The organism is Aquimarina sp. KJ22-3 (genome assembly GCF_055808215.1).
In genome coordinates this window covers 999,499-1,017,741 of record NZ_CM147859.1, presented here as the reverse complement: position 1 = coordinate 1,017,741, position 18,243 = coordinate 999,499, and the positions used below count along the sequence as shown (strand labels likewise).

The window sequence follows — 18,243 nt, the reverse complement described above, 5'->3', positions numbered from 1 at the left end:
ATTTCATAAAACCGGGTTAACGATTTAGTAAAGTTATAGTTGTCTATGAAGTAATGGTATAATTTTAATTTTAATACCCCAACCAAAATACCCCCGTTTATGAAATTGAATGCATTACTCCTCGTTTTGTGCTGCAATGTATCTATTGTGGTATGGTCTCAAGCAGACATAAAAAACAATCACATGGATTGGACCAAGGGATGGACCAATTTTGACCCAAATCTTCAGGATTACCCTGAAGCCGAAGAAATACTTCCCAGTACTATTGAAACCAATGCTTACCTCAGAAATGATGTAGTCTATCTAATGTCCGGAAATGTATATGTTACCAACAATGCTACGCTTACCATACAAGAAGGTACGATCATACGTTGTGACACAAAGAATCCAGCAAGTTTAATCATTGCTAAAGGATCGAAATTGATAGCTAAAGGCTCCAAAATGTCCCCTATCATTTTTACCTCGAATGAAGCTCCCAAATCCAGAAAACCTGGAGACTGGGGCGGAATTATAATAGCAGGAAGCGGGAAAATAAATTCTCCTGCCGTTACCAAAGTGATAGAAGGAAATTTTTTACCTCAATATTCGATGTACGGAGGCACTGGTGAAGATAAAATGACTGCAGACTTGGATTATGTACGTATCGAATTTGCCGGCAAAAAGACCAACAAATCCAAAGAGCTTAATGGACTATCCTTATATGCACTTGGCAAAAGATCCAGCATAAGCAATATCATGATTAGCTATTCTGCCGACGATTCGTTCGAATGTTTTGGGGGCAGTGTCCCTATGAGTAATCTTATTTCTTACAAAGCCAAAGATGACGATTTTGATTTTACCCTCGGGTACTCTGGAGAATTATCCAATATCCTAGCGATAAGACACCCATATATTAGTGATATTAGCGGATCATTTGCTATAGAAATTGACGGATATGATAAAAAAGATGGTTTTATGAATGCCTCTTCTTTGTCTTATATTAAAATAAAAAATGCCACACTGATCAATCTATCAGACAAGAGTAATTATCAGCATACCACCGCTGCAATTTCCTCCAAAAACCTAGCGCGTATAGAACTTACCGAATCCAAAATATCTGGATTTGCTAATGTGGTAAAGTTTGATAAAACTTACCAATCCTACACAGATATTGAAAAATGCTTTTTGCTGGAGAACAGTATTTTCAATGTGCATGATATTGCCATAACCACTGGATTTACATCAAATAAGGATCTTGGTCAACTTTTAAAATACAATATGTATACCAATAATTTTAAAAGTGCAGAGGATTTGTTTACCGATCCTACAGATACCAAAAATCCAAAATTCACCATAAAAGAATCAAGTAATTACACCTTTATGCAATAGCATAAATTAACACATCGTCTTTAAAAATTCCCCTACAATGAAAACAATCACTTTTAGCATTCTATTCTTTTTGATTTTCAATTTCACGTATTCACAAACCAAGAAGAATGTATTCTTTGATCAACAAGCTTTGATTTCAAAATTCCACACCATTGATGAACTGGAAGACATGAAAAAAGGGGAATTGATTAAGCTATACACCGAACGAGTAAAAGAAGTCACTACAGTATTACCCTACCTTGCATTGACTAATGAAGCAGGCGTGAAACTATCAGATATTGGTATCAAAGAGAGTTCTGATCATCTAAAATCATTAGACAAACATCATGAAGCCATATTAGATTCTTTTGAGAGTACGAATAATATGATCTCCGAATTTATCCCTTATGCAGATACCGAAAAAATTGTTTGGGCCATTTTATATTTTGAAGAAGTCATCAAAAAAATACGTATAGGAGCCAATGGAAATTTCTAATTTCCAATTTTCCTTTAAACTCACAAAAACCAGTTGTAACTAACTGGTTTTTTTATTCATTATAAGTAAGGTTTTTAACATTTAAGTGTAGCTACTGACACAAAACACTTAAATTTTTGATTCAACTTACTCTTTTAATCATTTATATATCAGCAAAAAAAGGGCAAAATCTTCCAAAAAACACCCTTTTTGATGGGGGGATTTCCCCCTTACATATTTTTGTTTAATTTTCAGTCAATTGAAATAAACATTTATTAATTTTTTGATTTTCAGTGGCATAAGAAAAATAAAGTAGGAATTATACTCATAATATTTTGCCAATTTTTCTTAAAAAGACGACGAACGTACAAAGTTTACGGTAAACACGTAACCGACTTTAACAAAACTCTACTAACTTAGTAATCCCAAAAGTTGGAAGAAAGAAATTTCCTCCAAGAAGTTAACCCCAAAATAATCTACTATGAAAAAAAGAGCTACCCTGATTACCCTATTCATTTTGTTTTTATACACCCCAACACTTAAAGCACAAGACTTTGGAGAAAACGAAGAAAAATGGGCAAAAGGCTGGACAAATTTCTCCCCTAACAAAACAGATTATCCCGAAGCAGAAGAGAAACTCCCTAACATTATCGCCAACGACACTTATTTAACTAACGATGTGGTCTATTTAATGTCAGGTGATGTTTATGTTACTCAAGGTGCTTCATTAACTATTGAAGAAGGTACAGTTATACGTTGTGACCATAAAGATCCTGCTAATCTTATAGTGACAAAAGGTGCTAGACTAATAGCCGTAGGTTCTAAAGCATATCCAATTGTTTTCACATCCAACAAAGCCCCAAAATCAAGAAATAGCGGTGATTGGGGTGGTATTTCAATTGCCGGATCAGGAAAAACGAATACCGTTTCCGGAAATGGTCTTATAGAAGGAAATTATAATCCGCAATTTTCAGTATATGGAGGAGATAGACATGAAGAGCAAACTACTGTTCTTAGATATGTAAGAATCGAATACCCTGGAAACACTACCAAAAGACAACAAGGATCCAATGGTCTTTCTCTTTATGGAATTGGATCAGGATCGATTATAGATAATATTATGGTTAGCTATTCTGGTCAAGATTCTTTTAACTTTCATGGAGGAATAAACGATGCTCAAAATCTTATTTCCCTAAAAGCAAATGATGATGACTACCAAATGGCAGAAGGTTTCAAAGGAAATCTTAATAATGTTATGGCGGTACGTCACCCATATATTACCAGTCCTGCCGGATCTTATGCTATAGAAGTAGATGGATATGATGAAAACATGGGCTATGTTGACCCAAATTCGGTAACAGATGTTACTATTAGCAATGCTACCTTAGTAAACCTATCAAATAAGACAAACTACCAACATACTGGTGCTGCTGTATATTCTTCTAATTCTGCATTAACCTACATCCATAAATCTAAAATCTCTGGTTTCTCTGATGTGGTGCAATTTGACAAGTCCTATACATCTGTAGCGTTGATCCAAAAGAGATTTATGATGGATAATAGCTTTTTCAATATCCATGGAGAAGGAGTACGTGTAGCACACCAATTAATAGAAAAGGGAGCATTAAACATTTTAAAATACAATAGATTCACTAAAGATTTTGTTGATACCAAAGATCTTTTTGATGATCCAGAAAATAACTTAATGCCAAAATTTCAACTGAAACAATCTATGAATAACTACATGGTAATGCAGTAATCGAATTTTAAAAACAGTCCCCCCAATTTAAATTGATCCCTGTTCAACAAAACCGATTTTTGTCTAATCAGAGTTATATATTATGTTTAAATTATTAGTTAGTTTTGTTTTCCTTCTAACATTACAAAGTACAATTGCACAAAAAACAAACGACGCCGTATTTTTTTCGCAAACCAAGCAAATAAATCGTTTTTATACGATTAGCGAACTGGAAGCCTTAAAAAAAGGAGAACTCATACACCTTTATAAACAACGTGTTGAGGAAATTATGATTATACTGCCGTTTCTATCTCTCACCAACGAAGCGGGAGTGAGGCTCAGTGACATTGGGATAAAAGAAGATTCTAGAAATGTAAAAGTACTAAAGAACAACACTGAAGCCGTAGCCAAAAGCCTGGAAAGCACAAAAGTGGCTATCGAGGAATTGGTTCCATATGCGGATACCGAAAAGATCATTTGGACCATACTCTACCTTGAAGAAATCATTAAAAAAATGAGAATTGGAGTTAACGGTAACTTCTAAAGATAATTGTAATGTGTTTAAATTATCATTAATTACTTAGGGTGCAAAAGCGACTGTTTAAGGTCGCTTTTGTGTTTAAAAGAATTTTAGCTGTAAGATTATTATATTTACTACTACTAAGATACTATGACCGTACTATATCTTTTTTTAGGAATCATCATTGCCATAATTGGTGCAGTACCCTTAGGAGCTGTTAATATCGCCGTGATCAACACATCGATCAAAGAAAATATAAAAAAAGCTTTTTATATCGCTTTGGCTGCAGGTGTTGGAGAAGTTCTTTTAGCTCTTTTTGCTTTGCATTGTAGTATGGAGCTCTCTGCATTTTTTGAAAACAATCCTTGGATACAAGGTTCTTTTATAGCACTCTTTTTTGCCATTGGCATCTATTTCTTAATATTTGCCAATAAGAAGAAAAATACAGCTAGTGGCAAATCCAGAAAAAAGATCAAAGCGCCTAAGTCAAAATTTTTAACTGGTTTCTCTCTTGCGATTTTAAATCCTCCAGTGATTATCTATTGGCTCATAGCCATATCTTTAACCAACAAATACGTATTTGCATTAACTATCCAAAATCCAATATCTTCTCTTGCCTTATTCTTTTTAGGAATATATCTAGGCAAAATAGGCACTCTATATTTTTACGGAAAATGGGGGAATAAGATGTCTCAGAAACAAGGAGATTCAAAAACTAAAATTCACCGAATTATAGGAGTGGCATTGATTGCAATATCGATCGCGCAGAGTATAAAATTTGTTATCGAGTAATTGACACCAAACAGTGATTAATTAACCGTTAGCTCTACCACGTACCCTTCATTATTTCTAACATTAAATACGGTATTATCTTCAAAAATGAGATATTGACCTTTGATTCCCTTTAAAATTCCTGAATATTCTGGTGTCTTTTCCAGATTCAGACTTTTTAACTTTTCAGGGTATTGTAGTACAGGGAAATGTAATTCGGTTTCTTTTCCGTTCTCGATAAAATACTCCTGAACCTCTTCTGGCAAAAAGGGCTTTAATCTGTTTTTGTGCGCTATCAAATCCTCGTCTGCGACTTCATTTTTGAGCATTGTACGCCAATTCGTTTTATCTGCTACCTGTTCTTTTAATGCCACTTCGGTAATCCCCGCCAGATATCGATTAGGAACTTCTACTATTTCTATAGCTTCATGAGCACCTTGATCAATCCATCTTGTAGGCACTTGTGTTTTGCGAGTTACTCCTACTTTTACATTACTAGAATTTGCCAGATATACAATATGCGGCTGTAGCTGCACTTTTTTCTCAAACTCAAGATCTCGATCCTCTATATCCAAATGTGCTTTACTCAATTCGGGGCGCATCACCCAATCCCCTACTTCTGGCCTGTTGTAAAAATCATCATAACAGTAGCCTTGTCGATAAATTTTTTTGTTCTCACCACATGCTAAACATTGATATCCCACAAAAGAGATCTTAATTTTTTTATCCAGTAATTGATTGACATTGATAAAATCTGATTCAAAAACCAGGTAATATTGAATAGGTTCTCCTATTTCAGTTTGCATCTTGGTAAGGACCCCTTGATATTGCATAAAACTATGTTATAAATTAAGGTTAGAAGAAGAATGTAATTATTTTTATTATTTTAGTTTTCTGATGGCGGCCATCTAAAACAAATAAACCACAATTTTCGCATAAATATACATCAAAAAATGCCAATCCCATTAGTTAATTCTATAGCCAGTTGGTTCTTGAAAAAAAGATTTCATCAAATGGAGCTTTTTTTGAAGTACCCTAATGAAGTACAGCTAGAATTATTACATGTACTATTGGAAACTGCGAAAAACACAGAGCTTGGAAAGCAATATGATTTTGCTTCCATAAATAACTATGAAACCTTTAAAGAACGAGTTCCTATCAGATCATATGAAGATTACGAATCTATGATCGAAAGAAGCCGATTAGGAGAAAGTAATATCTTTTGGCCAACACCTATACGATGGTTCGCAAAATCAAGCGGTACTACAAGCGCCAAGAGTAAATTCATTCCAGTAAGTCAAGAATCTCTAGAAGATTGCCATTTTGCAGCCGGAAAGGATTTACTGTGCATGTACCTTAACAACAATGAAAACTCGAAGCTATTTACCGGAAAAAGCTTACGCCTTGGTGGTAGCAAAGAACTGTATAAAGAAAATGGCACTTCTTTTGGGGATTTGTCTGCCATTATTATAGACAACATGCCTTTCTGGGCAGATTTCAGCTCAACTCCCAGTAGTGAGATATCCCTGATGAGTGATTGGGAATATAAGATGAAAGCCATCGTTAATGAAACCATTCAAGAAAATGTAACCAGCTTGGCTGGTGTACCTTCCTGGATGTTGGTTCTTCTTAATCAGGTTCTGGAAACAACAGGTAATGAAAACTTGTTTGAAATCTGGAATCATCTTGAAGTGTATTTTCACGGAGGAGTAAGTTTTGAGCCATATCGCGATCAATATCAAAAGATACTTCCTAATAACGCTTTCAAATATTATGAAATCTATAATGCCTCTGAAGGATTCTTCGCAATTCAAGATCGAAACGATTCTTCAGAATTGCTTTTAATGTTGGATTATGGAATCTTTTACGAGTTTATACCTATGGACACTTTTGGAACTCCAAAACAAAAGGTAATTCCATTAAGCGAAGTAGAAGTAGATAAGAATTATGCAGTAGTAATCACCACTAATGCCGGATTATGGAGATACATGATCGGGGACACTGTTCGTTTTACTTCGGTTAATCCTTATAGAATCAAAGTATCGGGCAGAACAAAACATCATATTAATGTCTTTGGCGAAGAGTTAATTATCGAAAACGCCGAAGAAGCCCTTAGAAAGACCACTCAAATTACGAATAGTGAAATCGTAGACTATACGGTAGCTCCTATTTTTATGGAAGGAAGGGAAAAAGGGGCTCACGAATGGATTATAGAATTTAAAAAATATCCCAACAACCTGACAGAGTTTGCTTTTGTACTGGACCAGCAGTTGCAGGAAGTAAATAGCGATTACGAAGCAAAAAGATACAATAATACTACTTTGAATATTCTTCAAATCCGGGAAGCCAGAAAGGGATTGTTCTATGATTGGTTAAAAAACAAGGATAAACTTGGCGGGCAACACAAAATCCCCAGACTATCGAACACAAGAACCTATATTGAAGAATTATTATCCCTAAATCAGGTAAGTTCTTACTAATGAGCTGGTAGCATTTCTGCATTTTGAAAAATCTGACGTTTTTCGGGTAAAATCAGGTAAGAAACCTATAAAAAAATACGGTTTTACCGTAAAATTTTTATGTAAGAATACTTGTTTTTAACAAAAAAAGTAGTATTTCATCGACCAAAAAATGCGTTTAATCTAAAAATTCCCAAATCACTTTTCAACAACTCTTTTTCATATTAAATTTGTTACCAGATAGTTACAAACTTACTAAAGCCCCGAAATATGAAAACTACATTATCTTTATTATTATTTTTATTTGTTGTTACTGGAATGAGCGCTCAAGAGAATGCGAGTACTACATCTGCAAAAGAAACAACCAATGAAACTATTAAGGATATAGCAAAGAACGAAGATGCGGCAATCGCTAGAGTTTCGGCTAAACAAAATGCTTCTGATGATATGGCTTGCTACGGAGAAATATCTAAGGTTACCTTTTATGAAGCATTAATCATCCAAAACAACTTTGATATTCAACTTAAGGATAGCAATAATCACAAGTTAGTACTAAGAAATACCGAAGATATAATCACAAACTCAAAAGAGAGAATATCATATACAGACTAAATAGTATATTCCAACTATTCAACCAACAAAAAAGCCGTTATAGTTATATAACGGCTTTTTTGTATTTATAAAGTAATCAACCTTAAGCTTAAGACACTGCCTTAAGCTTTTTAATAGTGGATTTATTCAGTTTCTTTTCTGCATAGTCTTTGGTCACTCTCAATTCACTTTCGTCGCTCTCAGGCAACTCAAACATCGCATCTGTTAAGATCGCTTCGCAAAGTGAACGTAGTCCACGAGCTCCCAGCTTATATTCCATTGCTTTGTCAACGATATAATCCAAAGCACCATCTGTAATAGAAAATGTGATATTATCCATCTCAAACAATTTCTTGTACTGCTTGATAATCGCATTCTTTGGTGCCGTTAGGATAGAACGAAGTGTCTCTCCGTCTAGTGGATTCATATAGGACAGCACTGGCAATCTCCCTATAATTTCAGGAATAAGACCAAAATCCTTTAAATCCTTTGGAATGATATACTGTAACAAGTTATCTTTTTCTATAGCATCTTCACTTTTTGAAGCACTATATCCAACAGCCTGCATATTCAATCGCTTTTGGATGATTTTTTCAATTCCGTCAAAAGCACCTCCTGCAATAAATAGTATATTTTCAGTATTTACCTCAATAAACTTCTGGTCTGGATGCTTTCTTCCTCCTTTTGGTGGCACATTAACAATTGTTCCTTCTAGTAATTTAAGAAGTGCTTGTTGCACACCCTCTCCAGAAACATCTCGTGTAATACTAGGGTTATCACTTTTTCTTGCGATTTTATCGATCTCATCAATAAAAACAATACCGCGCTGTGCTTTTTCTAGATTATAATCTGCTGCCTGCAAAAGCCTGGTTAAAATACTTTCCACATCTTCTCCTACATAACCAGCTTCGGTAAGCACGGTAGCATCTACTATTGCCAAAGGCACATTAAGCATTTTTGCAATAGTTTTTGCCATTAGTGTTTTTCCTGTTCCGGTCTGCCCAACCATAATGATATTACTTTTTTGTATTTCAATATCATCCTCGGTTTGAGGTTGCAACAAACGTTTATAATGATTATAAACCGCAACAGACATGATCTTTTTTGTAAACTCTTGTCCGATTACATATTCATCCAAAAACTTCTTGATCGCCATCGGCTTGCGCAACATTAACTCATTACTCAGCTCTCCGGTTTCTTCATCTTTGGCTTCTTCAACAACAATTCCATGTGCCTGAACAATACATCGATCACATATATGGGCATCTAATCCCGCAATAAGCAAGTTTGTTTCAGGCTTCTTTCTCCCACAAAAAGAGCATTCTAAATCTTCTTTCGCCATCGTTATTTAGTTTCTATTAATCTTTCTCTTTGTATTACAAAAAATATATCCCAATTACGTTTACTATAATAATCGTGTGAAACGAAACATTTTAGAACGCTTTTTTCAGCAATACTATGTTATTTTCATTAAGTCGAAACACAAGCTTCGAACTCAACAAAAGAATGTTATTCTCTTGTTAAGATTTCATCAATCATTCCGTACTCCAAAGCTTTATCAGCTTTCATCCAGTAATCTCTATCACTATCCTCATAAATCTTTTCATACGTCTGTCCAGAGTGCTTCGCTATGATCTTATATAATTCTTCTTTCAGAATCAATATCTCTCGAGCTGTGATTTCAATATCACTTGCTTGTCCTTGCGCTCCACCTAGAGGCTGGTGAATCATTACACGACTATGAGGCAAACCAGATCTTTTTCCTTTTTGACCTGCACAAAGCAACACAGCGCCCATAGAAGCCGCCATTCCAGTACAAATCGTAGCTACATCAGGTTTGATAAACTGCATCGTATCATAAATTCCTAAACCAGCATACACGCTTCCACCTGGAGAATTGATATAGATCTGAATATCTTTTGAAGCATCTACACTCTCCAAAAACAAAAGTTGTGCTTGCACAATATTAGCAACCTGATCGTTGATACCAGTTCCTAAAAATATAATACGATCCATCATTAATCTTGAAAAAACATCAAAAATTGCAATATTCATTTGACGTTCCTCAATAATATTTGGAGTCATATTGGTTGGATACATACTATTAATCATCTGGTTATAATACGTACTGCTTATCCCATGATGTTTTGTAGCATATTTTTCGAATTCTTTTCCGTAATCCATATGTTCTTTCTCTGAAATTTTATTTATAAAAAAAGGCGTTTACCACAACGTGGTTTAACGCCCTAAATATAAGTATAAATTCCTTAGTAAATTACAACATTAATTATTTGTAAACTTCTTTTATGAATTCATCAAAGCTTACTTCTTTGGTTTTAAGCTTTGCATTCTCCTTGTAAAAATTCAATAATTTTTTGCTCATCAATTGCTCAGAAATTCTTTTCACCTCGTCTTGATTTGATAAGATACGTGCAGCAATATCCTCTAACTCTTTGTCTTGAGGAGACATCTGTCCAAACTGAGCCATTTGCCCTTTGATCAAGTCTTTCGCAAAGTCTTTCAATTCTTCAAAAGTTACCTGCAAATTGTTATCGCTAATGATTTTACCTTCTATCAATTGGTAACGCAACCCTTTTTCACTTTTCTCAAACTCATCTTTAGCTTGATCTTCAGTTAATGGCTGCTCTCCTGTAGTGCGAATCCATTTTTGCAAAAATTCTACTGGTAAATCAAACTGAGTATTTTCAAGAAGTGACTCCGTAATAGCGTTTAGCAATTGCTGATCAGACTGCTGCTCAAACTGTAACTCAGAATCCGTTTTAATTCTTTCCTTTAATTCGGTAACACTTGAAATAACACCTGGACCGTATAACTTATCAAATAACTCCTGATCCAAATCAGCCAACTCTTGTTTATTAATTTCATTAACTGTAAAAGCAACTTCAATATCTAGATCTTGAGCCTCATCATGAGTTATTTTCAGAGCACTGATCAAGTCATGATCGTCATTAAATAACCCTTTTGTTTTTAGTGTAAGTGTATCCCCTATCTTTGCTTTTAAAAACTTATCTAGATTTCTTTTTCCTTTAATTTTTTCTAAAGCAACAGTAGTAGGATTATTGATTTCTTTTTCTTCATTTACGAAAACACCAGCAACCAAATCTTCTTTTTCTGCAGCATCTTTAGCAACTAATTTACCGTACTGTTTTTGGATGGTATTTACCTGGTTATCGATCATCTCATCGCTAGCAACAATTTTGTAATGAGTAATCGCTTTTTTGCTGTTAAGTTTAACATCAAACTTTGGCGCTAACCCTAATTCAAATTCGAAAGAATAATCATCAGCATCCCAATCAAAATTTTCTTGTTCTTTTGGTAAAGGGTTACCTAAAACATCTAATTTTTCTTCGGTTAAATATTTGTGTAAAGCATCTTGCAATAATTTATTCACCTCATCTACCAATACTGCCTTTCCATACTGTTTCTTAACAAGTCCAATAGGAACATGACCTTTTCTAAACCCAGGAATATTCGCGTTTTTGCGGTAATCCTTCAGGATTTTCTCTACCTTACCAGTATAATCTTCTTTGGAAATATCAACAGTTACTACTGCATTTAAATCGTCTAATTGCTCTTTTGAAATATTCATTATCTCTACGTTTACTACTAAAAATTGGGTTGCAAAAGTAATACTTTTTTACGTCACAACAAATTTTTAACTCCTTGAAAAACAGCTAGCTTTTGTCTTTTATTAAAATTGAATGTAGGATTGATTGAAATACCGATAACAAAACACTAAATATCAACGCCCAAAGCCATCCATTGACTGAGAATCCATCGATAAAATAATCGGCCAACAAAATAATTGCAGCATTAATTACTAATAAAAATAACCCCAAAGTAACAATGGTAGCCGGTAACGTCAAAAACACTAGAATTGGCTTTACAATAGTATTTAAGACTGCCAAAACTACCGCTACAATAAGTGCACTTACATAATTATCAACCTGAGCGCCCGGTAGAATTTTGGCCAATAATAAAACGGCCAATGCGCTTAAGACTAATTTTAAAAGAAATTTCATAATATAATTGGTTATGGTTTGTATGCTATGAATATAAAAAAACCTGCTAAAAAATAAGCAGGTTTTTTCTATTTTGAATATCTATTGTAATCTTAGTTCACTTCGTTACTTAAGGTAACTGTACCAAAATCTCCTGGATCTACTCTAGGAAGCTGTGCTCCATAAGTTTCTTGAATAGCATCTAGAATTCCGTTGGTCACCAAAGCATGAGCTCTAGGAGTAGGATGCACTCCATCTAAAGAGAATCCTCCACCGGTAACAAAATCTGAAGTGATGATACCTCCATTAAAAGGTATACCTCCATTTGCAGCTTGTGACAAATCACTTGCCACATCATAGAAAGCAATACCATTAGCCGTAGCTAAACCAGCAATAGTAGCATTAAAAGAAGTTCTAGCTGTTTCTATAGCAGTAAGCTCATCACTATCTAAAGCGTCTTGATCATCGATAGCACTGATCGCAGCTATCACTAATGCACCTTGCTCTGCAGTAGGCATTCCTCCTGCTTGTAGGATCCCAAGTACCTGAAGTACTTCTGGAGTTAACACTACGGATCCATAACCTTGCGCCAAAGCAGCCTGATCAATAGTAAGCACCAACAACTCTTCTTCGGTCATTTGACGGAAACCAAGCGGGTTTGCAGGTGTTACTTCGGTTTTGATTAAAAATCTGTTTGGTCCAGCATTAAATGTAATCGCATATTGCGATGCTACTGCCTGTGCTTGAGCTAAAGGAGCTCCGGTTCCTGCAATTTGAGCCGTTACAATACCAACTACCGCCTGGAAGAAACCAGTAAGACTTGCCGCCTGAGTAGCATCTAGTACCAATGCATTATTAGGAACAGTTGTAAAAAATGGTAAAGACGTTACGTCTGGCAAGTTCAATACAACTCCCCCTGCACCGTTTGCTGTAAGACCTTGTAGCAGCTGACTATACACCCCTGCAAACGTTGTATTGTTAGTAATATCATTAGGTCCATAGTTTTCTGGATTTTGCTCACCAGTTTGATTGTGATCTAGACCAACACCTCCAGAAGTAGCATAACTAAGAATATCATTATTACCTATCCATAAACTAAAGAAGGTTGGGTTTTGAGCTATCGCATCTCCAAGCACTGTTGAAGTTGCGGACGATGCAAATCTTGCATAATAAGGATTCGCTAATCCCGCAGCAACACCTGCAGCATTTCCATAACCAGGAAAACCTAAATGATAACTCTTAGCTCCTGGAACCCCCATATTATTAAAAGAACTCCCTAAGTTATTTGTAAAATCTGTAGTTGGCGCAGCACCAGTAAATCTGGCAGGACCAGGGTTTCCTTGAGCATCAAAAGCCAATACAAATCTGGTAGGGAATGTTACTGGATCATTACTAAATCCTCCTGCATTATCCGCCATCAAAGGTTGTGTAAATTCTCCCCCACCCGCTAATGCAAATTGTTGAGATAGAATATTTGGAAAAGAATTCTCTTGCCCTGTGATATATAAGGCTCCATCAGCAAATCCAGCAGTTAATGAATTTCCTAACGCTACGAAGTTACTAAAGTTAGCTTCTCCACTGGTAAATACTCCAGATTCATCGATTGGATTATCAAATTCTGGCTCACAAGCCACCAATCCAACAGCTAGAATCGCTAAATATTTTATATTTTTTATCATCATGAATTACATTTTATAAGTTAAACCAAGACCTGGCGCAAAAGCGCTTGATTTATAGGTTCCTTCAAAAGGAACTGCTTGCCCTGAAACAGGATCTACACCAAAGTCATACGACTCATCGATTTCATCAAATCTCAAGTAAAAGAAAGACGCATCGATCGCTAATCTCGGAGTTACCGCAAAGCTAAATCCTCCAGAGAATCCATCAGAATCATTACGAGGTGTTTCTGGCGCGAAGAAACCTGATTGTACAGGAGATTCATCTCTATAATAACCTGCTCTAAGTGCAATCTTTTCTGTAGCTTGGTATTGTAATCCAAAACGATACACTGAAGAGTTCTTATAGTTACGTGGGTTCAAAGAGGTTGCCCCATTTCCGAAGGTAAGATCCAAAGATTCATATACCTCCCAGTATTGTCTATTGAAGTCAAAAGCAAATAACCATTTCTTATACTCATAAGACAATCCAACGGTTAACTCAGCAGGTAGTGGTAATTCTGCGCTAAATGTTGTATTTCCGTTTGCTGGGAATGCAGGAGAATTTGGAAAATTGGCAAAAGTTGCTTCTCCATCTTCTGCTTCAAGGATGATTTCACTTCTATAGCTAAATCCTATACGAAGGTTTTCGGTTGGATTAAACATCGCACCTACACTCCATCCCCAATTACTTACTCCAGAATCATCTACAGTAATATTAGAACGGTTTCCTTCGATATCTGTCAAACTTCTATTAAAATTACGATTAAAGTTTACTGAACCGGTAACATATATAGGTCCTCCACCAATACTGAAATAGTCTGAAAGCTTGAAAGACACAACAGGTTGCACATAAATCGCTGCCAGATCAATATTGTTTACCAAGTGAGATCCTGCCCAATCTGTTGGCCAAGTAACCTCACTTCCGTAAGGAGTATATACACCAAGACCTACAGACATCCAGTCATTCACTTTATAAGAACCATATAGGTTAAGTGGTGTTCCTACAGAACTATCTGTTTCAGCAGAGGTTCCAAGTGATGCATTTTGATAAATCACATCTGTAAAAATAGCACTAGCACCAACACTCACATTCAGGTTGTTTTCCAGATACACAAGACCTGCAGGGTTAAAAAATACAAGTTCAGCACTATTCACAACAGCTACTCCAGTGTGCCCCATTGCAATCGCTCTCTGACCTTGCACACTAACTCTATATCCACCGGCATAAGTAGCCGAAACTACAGAGATGAATAGAACTAACGATAGAAGTTTTTTCATAATAATTTAGAATTGTTTTTGTTTTAGGGTTTGTAAAAAGATTCCCCAAAAATAGTAGAAAATACCAATTAGACAACGAAATCCTAAAAATATTATGCATACATAGCATTTTTTACTTAATTTTTAACAAATTCCAATACTTCGGCCAAAAATTGAGATGGGTTTTCGGCGTGTAACCAATGCCCTGCAGCAGGAATTTCACGTATGTAGGCATTGGGAAATTGACGAGTAATTCCAGGCCGATCTTCCTCTAAAATGTAATTGGATTTTTCTCCTTTTAAGAACAAAGCCGTACCGTCATAACGATATTCTTCTCCTAATACTACTCCAATTTCTGAAGCATTTTTGATGAGTGCACTCAGGTTCATTCTCAATCCAAGCACTCCTTTTTCCTTCCAGTATAAGTTCTTCATCAAAAACATTCGCACTCCCATATCTGGAACATATAGACTCAATTCCTTATCCACTTCTCCCCTAGACTTCAATACTTCAAAATCAAGTGCATTCAATCCATCCAAAATATCTTGATGATGCAAAGGGTAATACTTTGGTCCGATATCCGCTACAATTAGTTTTGAGATCAACTCTGGGTGTTTTACCGCAGCCAACATCGCTACTTTACCTCCCATAGAATGCCCCAGCAAATGGATAGCATCCAAATTGTTCGTAGTACAGTACTCCAAAAGATCCTCTACCATATAATCATAACTAAATTCATCACTATGTGGGCTTCTTCCATGATTGCGCTGATCAATTAGATGAACTTCAAACCCCTGTTCAGAAATTTTCTTTCCTAAGGTTTTCCAGTTGTCTCCCATCCCTAAAAAACCGTGAAGAATTAGCAAGGGCTGCCCTGCCCCAAAAACATTAGCGTGTAATTGCATAACTATATTATTTAAGACGGTGTAAGTACATCTGAATCACATTTTCTAAGCCAAGATAAATGGACTCACTAATTAATGCATGGCCTATTGACACTTCCAAAAGACCAGGAACATTTTCCTTAAAAAACTGAATATTATCTAATGACAAATCATGTCCAGCATTGACTCCAAGACCTAAATCTATTGCCAATTGTGCACATTGGGCATATGGTGTAATAGCCTCTTTATTTCCTTTACCATATTCTAAAGCAAATTCTTCGGTATAAAGCTCTATACGATCTGCACCTGTTTTGACTGCTCCTTCTATCATATCAATCACCGGATCCACAAAAATCGAGGTTCTGATATCATTTCGTTTGAATTCTGAAATCACTTCATTCAAAAAACTTTCGTTCTTTTTGGTATCCCATCCAGCGTTACTGGTAATCGCATCAATAGCGTCGGGAACCAGAGTAACCTGGGTAGGTTTTACCGCCAAAACCAAATCCACAAACTTTGGAATCGGGTTTCCTTCTATATTATATTCGGTATGAACAATGGGTTTTAAATCATAGGCATCTTGATATCGAATGTGTCTTTCATCTGGCCTTGGGTGAATAGTAATCCCCTGCCCTCCAAAATCCTGAATATCACTTGCTACTTTCAGCAAATTCGGCACATTACCCCCTCTTGAATTACGAAGCGTTGCAATTTTATTGACATTAACACTTAACTTTGTCATAGTTTTTGATGTATTTATCTAAAAAAGCAAAAATACAAAGTTGAGAACGCCTTGATTGCATATTTTTTGATTATTTTGCATCATATAGGGGTCCAAAAAACATATGAAGACGAACTTATACATAGTAAACGAAATTGAACCTTTAGACATCTCGGTTAAGGTAACTGAAGCTCAATTATTATTTAATGAGCTAACGTATACCCATTTCCCGATAATAAAGGACAAAACCTACTTAGGTTGTATTTCTGAGACAGATATACGATGTTTTGAAACCGACAAGACTCTGGAAGCCTACCAGTATGCGTTAGAAGGTTTTTTTGTTAGAAAAGATCAAAATTGGTTGGATATTTTGGAAGCTTTTGCACAAAACCAATCGAACATCATACCGGTACTGGACGATAACAATAGCTATCTGGGACTTTTCGAATTGGGAGATATCATGAACCTTTTTAATGAAACTCCTTTCCTTAGTGAACCCGGTAATATTCTGATTGTAGAAAAAGGAATCTTGGATTATTCATTCAGTGAAATTTCTCAAATCATCGAATCAAATAACGCCAAGGTATTAGGATTATTTATTTCTAATATGGAAAATGATGTAGCACAAATCACTATCAAAATTGGAGATAGTGATATTAATAATATTGTTCAAACCTTTAGAAGATATAGCTACAATATTGTTTCGAAACACCAAGAAGACACCTTTTTAACCAATTTAAAAGAACGATCAAAATATTTGGAAAAATATTTAAATATTTGATCGTTTATATAACCAACTCATACAAACCATATCGTGATGAAGATCGGTATTTACGGGCAGTTCTATCATAAAAATTCAGGGATTTATATCCAGCAATTACTAGACATTCTTGATAACAATGATGTCGAGGTAGTTATCGAAAAGAATTTTTTAGAACTCATTCATCTTCATGACGAAATCGACAAAAGCTATTCTCATTTCAGCACTTTTGAAGAACTGGATACATCTTACGATTTGTTTTTCAGTATTGGTGGTGATGGAACCATATTAAGAACGATTACTTATGTTAGAGATTTAGGAATTCCTATTGCGGGGATTAATACTGGAAGACTAGGATTTCTAGCCACCATCCAAAAAGAAGAAATACAAGACAGTATTGATCTTATCCTTAATAAAAAGTATGTCATATCCCCAAGAAGCTTGGTTACCGTAGAAACCGTAACTCCAACAGACGAGTTTGGAGTTTTGAATTTTGCGATGAATGAAATTGCCGTTAGTAGAAGAAACACCACTTCGATGGTTACCGTGCATACCAGTTTGAATGATGAGTTTTTAACTTCGTATTGGGCAGACGGACTTATTGTTGCTACACCTACCGGATCTACGGGATATTCTTTGAGTTGTGGCGGACCCGTTGTAATGCCTGATGCAGAAAGCATGTTACTTACCCCTATAGCCCCTCATAATTTAAATGCAAGACCTTTGGTTATTCCTGACGACACAGAAATTAAACTTCAGGTTACTGGAAGAGAGGATTCTTATTTGGTTTCTCTAGATTCCAGAATCCACACATTACCTAATGATGCTACTGTGATCATAAAGAAAGCTCCTTTTAAAATAAATATGGTTGTTTTGCAAGGCAATAGCTTTCTGAAAACACTACGTAAAAAAATGTTGTGGGGAGAAGATAAACGTAATTAAACAATAAAATCTGCTAAAAAGTGTTTTTTAAGTCATACTATTTTACTCAAATTCTTGTGTACTAAAGTTAATTGTTATATTTGCAAACTTTTGAAAAT

The 18,243-nt window shown here is 35.5% G+C and carries 18 protein-coding genes; 9 read left to right on the top strand and 9 right to left on the bottom strand.

Features of this window, described 5'->3' with window-relative positions; translation table 11 throughout:
• Positions 1-99: 99 nt before the first annotated feature.
• The 5 genes from AC0L3Q_RS04265 (at position 100) to AC0L3Q_RS04245 (ending at position 4,872) form a co-directional block, all read left to right on the top strand.
• Entirely contained in the window at positions 100-1,368 is a 1,269-nt protein-coding gene (locus AC0L3Q_RS04265; protein ID WP_473285430.1) for a hypothetical protein, read from the top strand.
• A gap of 37 nt (positions 1,369-1,405) precedes the next feature.
• Positions 1,406-1,843 carry a hypothetical protein gene (locus AC0L3Q_RS04260; RefSeq protein WP_084549458.1) on the top strand — a complete coding sequence of 146 codons (438 nt, stop codon included), beginning with the start codon at positions 1,406-1,408 and terminating at the stop codon, positions 1,841-1,843.
• Between the two features lie 460 nt (positions 1,844-2,303).
• Positions 2,304-3,581, top strand: a complete 1,278-nt coding sequence (locus tag AC0L3Q_RS04255) for a hypothetical protein (RefSeq protein ID WP_473285428.1) — start codon at positions 2,304-2,306, stop codon at positions 3,579-3,581.
• 82 nt (positions 3,582-3,663) lie between these two features.
• Complete coding sequence (locus AC0L3Q_RS04250) at positions 3,664-4,104, top strand: hypothetical protein (protein WP_473285426.1); 441 nt, start codon at positions 3,664-3,666, stop codon at positions 4,102-4,104.
• 126 nt (positions 4,105-4,230) lie between these two features.
• On the top strand, positions 4,231-4,872 hold the full coding sequence (locus AC0L3Q_RS04245; protein ID WP_473285424.1) for a LysE family transporter: 642 nt from the start codon (positions 4,231-4,233) through the stop codon (positions 4,870-4,872).
• Between the two features lie 17 nt (positions 4,873-4,889).
• Here AC0L3Q_RS04245 and AC0L3Q_RS04240 read toward each other — a convergent pair whose 3' ends face one another.
• Positions 4,890-5,684: a DUF2797 domain-containing protein gene (locus tag AC0L3Q_RS04240; protein WP_473285422.1), complete on the bottom strand. Its 795-nt coding sequence runs from the start codon at positions 5,682-5,684 to the stop codon at positions 4,890-4,892.
• 120 nt (positions 5,685-5,804) lie between these two features.
• Between AC0L3Q_RS04240 and AC0L3Q_RS04235 the strand changes: the two genes are divergently transcribed.
• Both AC0L3Q_RS04235 and AC0L3Q_RS04230 read left to right on the top strand, forming a co-directional pair.
• Positions 5,805-7,331: a GH3 auxin-responsive promoter family protein gene (locus AC0L3Q_RS04235; protein WP_473285420.1), complete on the top strand. Its 1,527-nt coding sequence runs from the start codon at positions 5,805-5,807 to the stop codon at positions 7,329-7,331.
• 249 nt (positions 7,332-7,580) lie between these two features.
• A complete protein-coding gene (locus AC0L3Q_RS04230) occupies positions 7,581-7,922 on the top strand; it encodes a hypothetical protein (protein WP_473285418.1) in 342 nt (113 codons plus the stop codon).
• A gap of 88 nt (positions 7,923-8,010) precedes the next feature.
• On the opposite strand, the gene clpX is transcribed toward AC0L3Q_RS04230, so the two are convergent.
• The 8 genes from clpX to AC0L3Q_RS04190 form a co-directional block, all read right to left on the bottom strand.
• Positions 8,011-9,243: an ATP-dependent Clp protease ATP-binding subunit ClpX gene (gene clpX, locus AC0L3Q_RS04225; RefSeq protein ID WP_073315589.1), complete on the bottom strand. Its 1,233-nt coding sequence runs from the start codon at positions 9,241-9,243 to the stop codon at positions 8,011-8,013.
• A gap of 167 nt (positions 9,244-9,410) precedes the next feature.
• The gene (gene clpP / locus AC0L3Q_RS04220; RefSeq protein ID WP_473285416.1) at positions 9,411-10,085 is read right to left on the bottom strand and encodes an ATP-dependent Clp endopeptidase proteolytic subunit ClpP; all 675 of its coding nucleotides are present in this window, start codon (positions 10,083-10,085) and stop codon (positions 9,411-9,413) included.
• Between the two features lie 103 nt (positions 10,086-10,188).
• Entirely contained in the window at positions 10,189-11,511 is a 1,323-nt protein-coding gene (gene tig / locus AC0L3Q_RS04215; RefSeq protein WP_473285414.1) for a trigger factor, read from the bottom strand.
• A gap of 85 nt (positions 11,512-11,596) precedes the next feature.
• Positions 11,597-11,944, bottom strand: a complete 348-nt coding sequence (locus AC0L3Q_RS04210; RefSeq protein WP_473285413.1) for a phage holin family protein — start codon at positions 11,942-11,944, stop codon at positions 11,597-11,599.
• Positions 11,945-12,036: 92 nt separating this feature from the next.
• Positions 12,037-13,605, bottom strand: coding sequence for an SGNH/GDSL hydrolase family protein (locus tag AC0L3Q_RS04205; RefSeq protein WP_473285411.1), 1,569 nt, complete (start codon positions 13,603-13,605; stop codon positions 12,037-12,039).
• A gap of 3 nt (positions 13,606-13,608) precedes the next feature.
• On the bottom strand, positions 13,609-14,859 hold the full coding sequence (locus tag AC0L3Q_RS04200; RefSeq protein ID WP_473285409.1) for an OmpP1/FadL family transporter: 1,251 nt from the start codon (positions 14,857-14,859) through the stop codon (positions 13,609-13,611).
• A 116-nt stretch (positions 14,860-14,975) separates the two neighbouring features.
• Positions 14,976-15,743, bottom strand: a complete 768-nt coding sequence (locus tag AC0L3Q_RS04195; protein ID WP_473285407.1) for an alpha/beta fold hydrolase — start codon at positions 15,741-15,743, stop codon at positions 14,976-14,978.
• 7 nt (positions 15,744-15,750) lie between these two features.
• Complete coding sequence (locus tag AC0L3Q_RS04190) at positions 15,751-16,464, bottom strand: pyridoxine 5'-phosphate synthase (protein WP_473285405.1); 714 nt, start codon at positions 16,462-16,464, stop codon at positions 15,751-15,753.
• Between the two features lie 103 nt (positions 16,465-16,567).
• Here AC0L3Q_RS04190 and AC0L3Q_RS04185 point away from each other — a divergent pair, with 103 nt between their 5' ends.
• A complete protein-coding gene (locus tag AC0L3Q_RS04185) occupies positions 16,568-17,224 on the top strand; it encodes a CBS domain-containing protein (RefSeq protein WP_473285403.1) in 657 nt (218 codons plus the stop codon).
• Between the two features lie 36 nt (positions 17,225-17,260).
• A complete protein-coding gene (locus AC0L3Q_RS04180) occupies positions 17,261-18,145 on the top strand; it encodes an NAD kinase (protein ID WP_473285401.1) in 885 nt (294 codons plus the stop codon).
• Positions 18,146-18,243 lie beyond the last annotated feature (98 nt).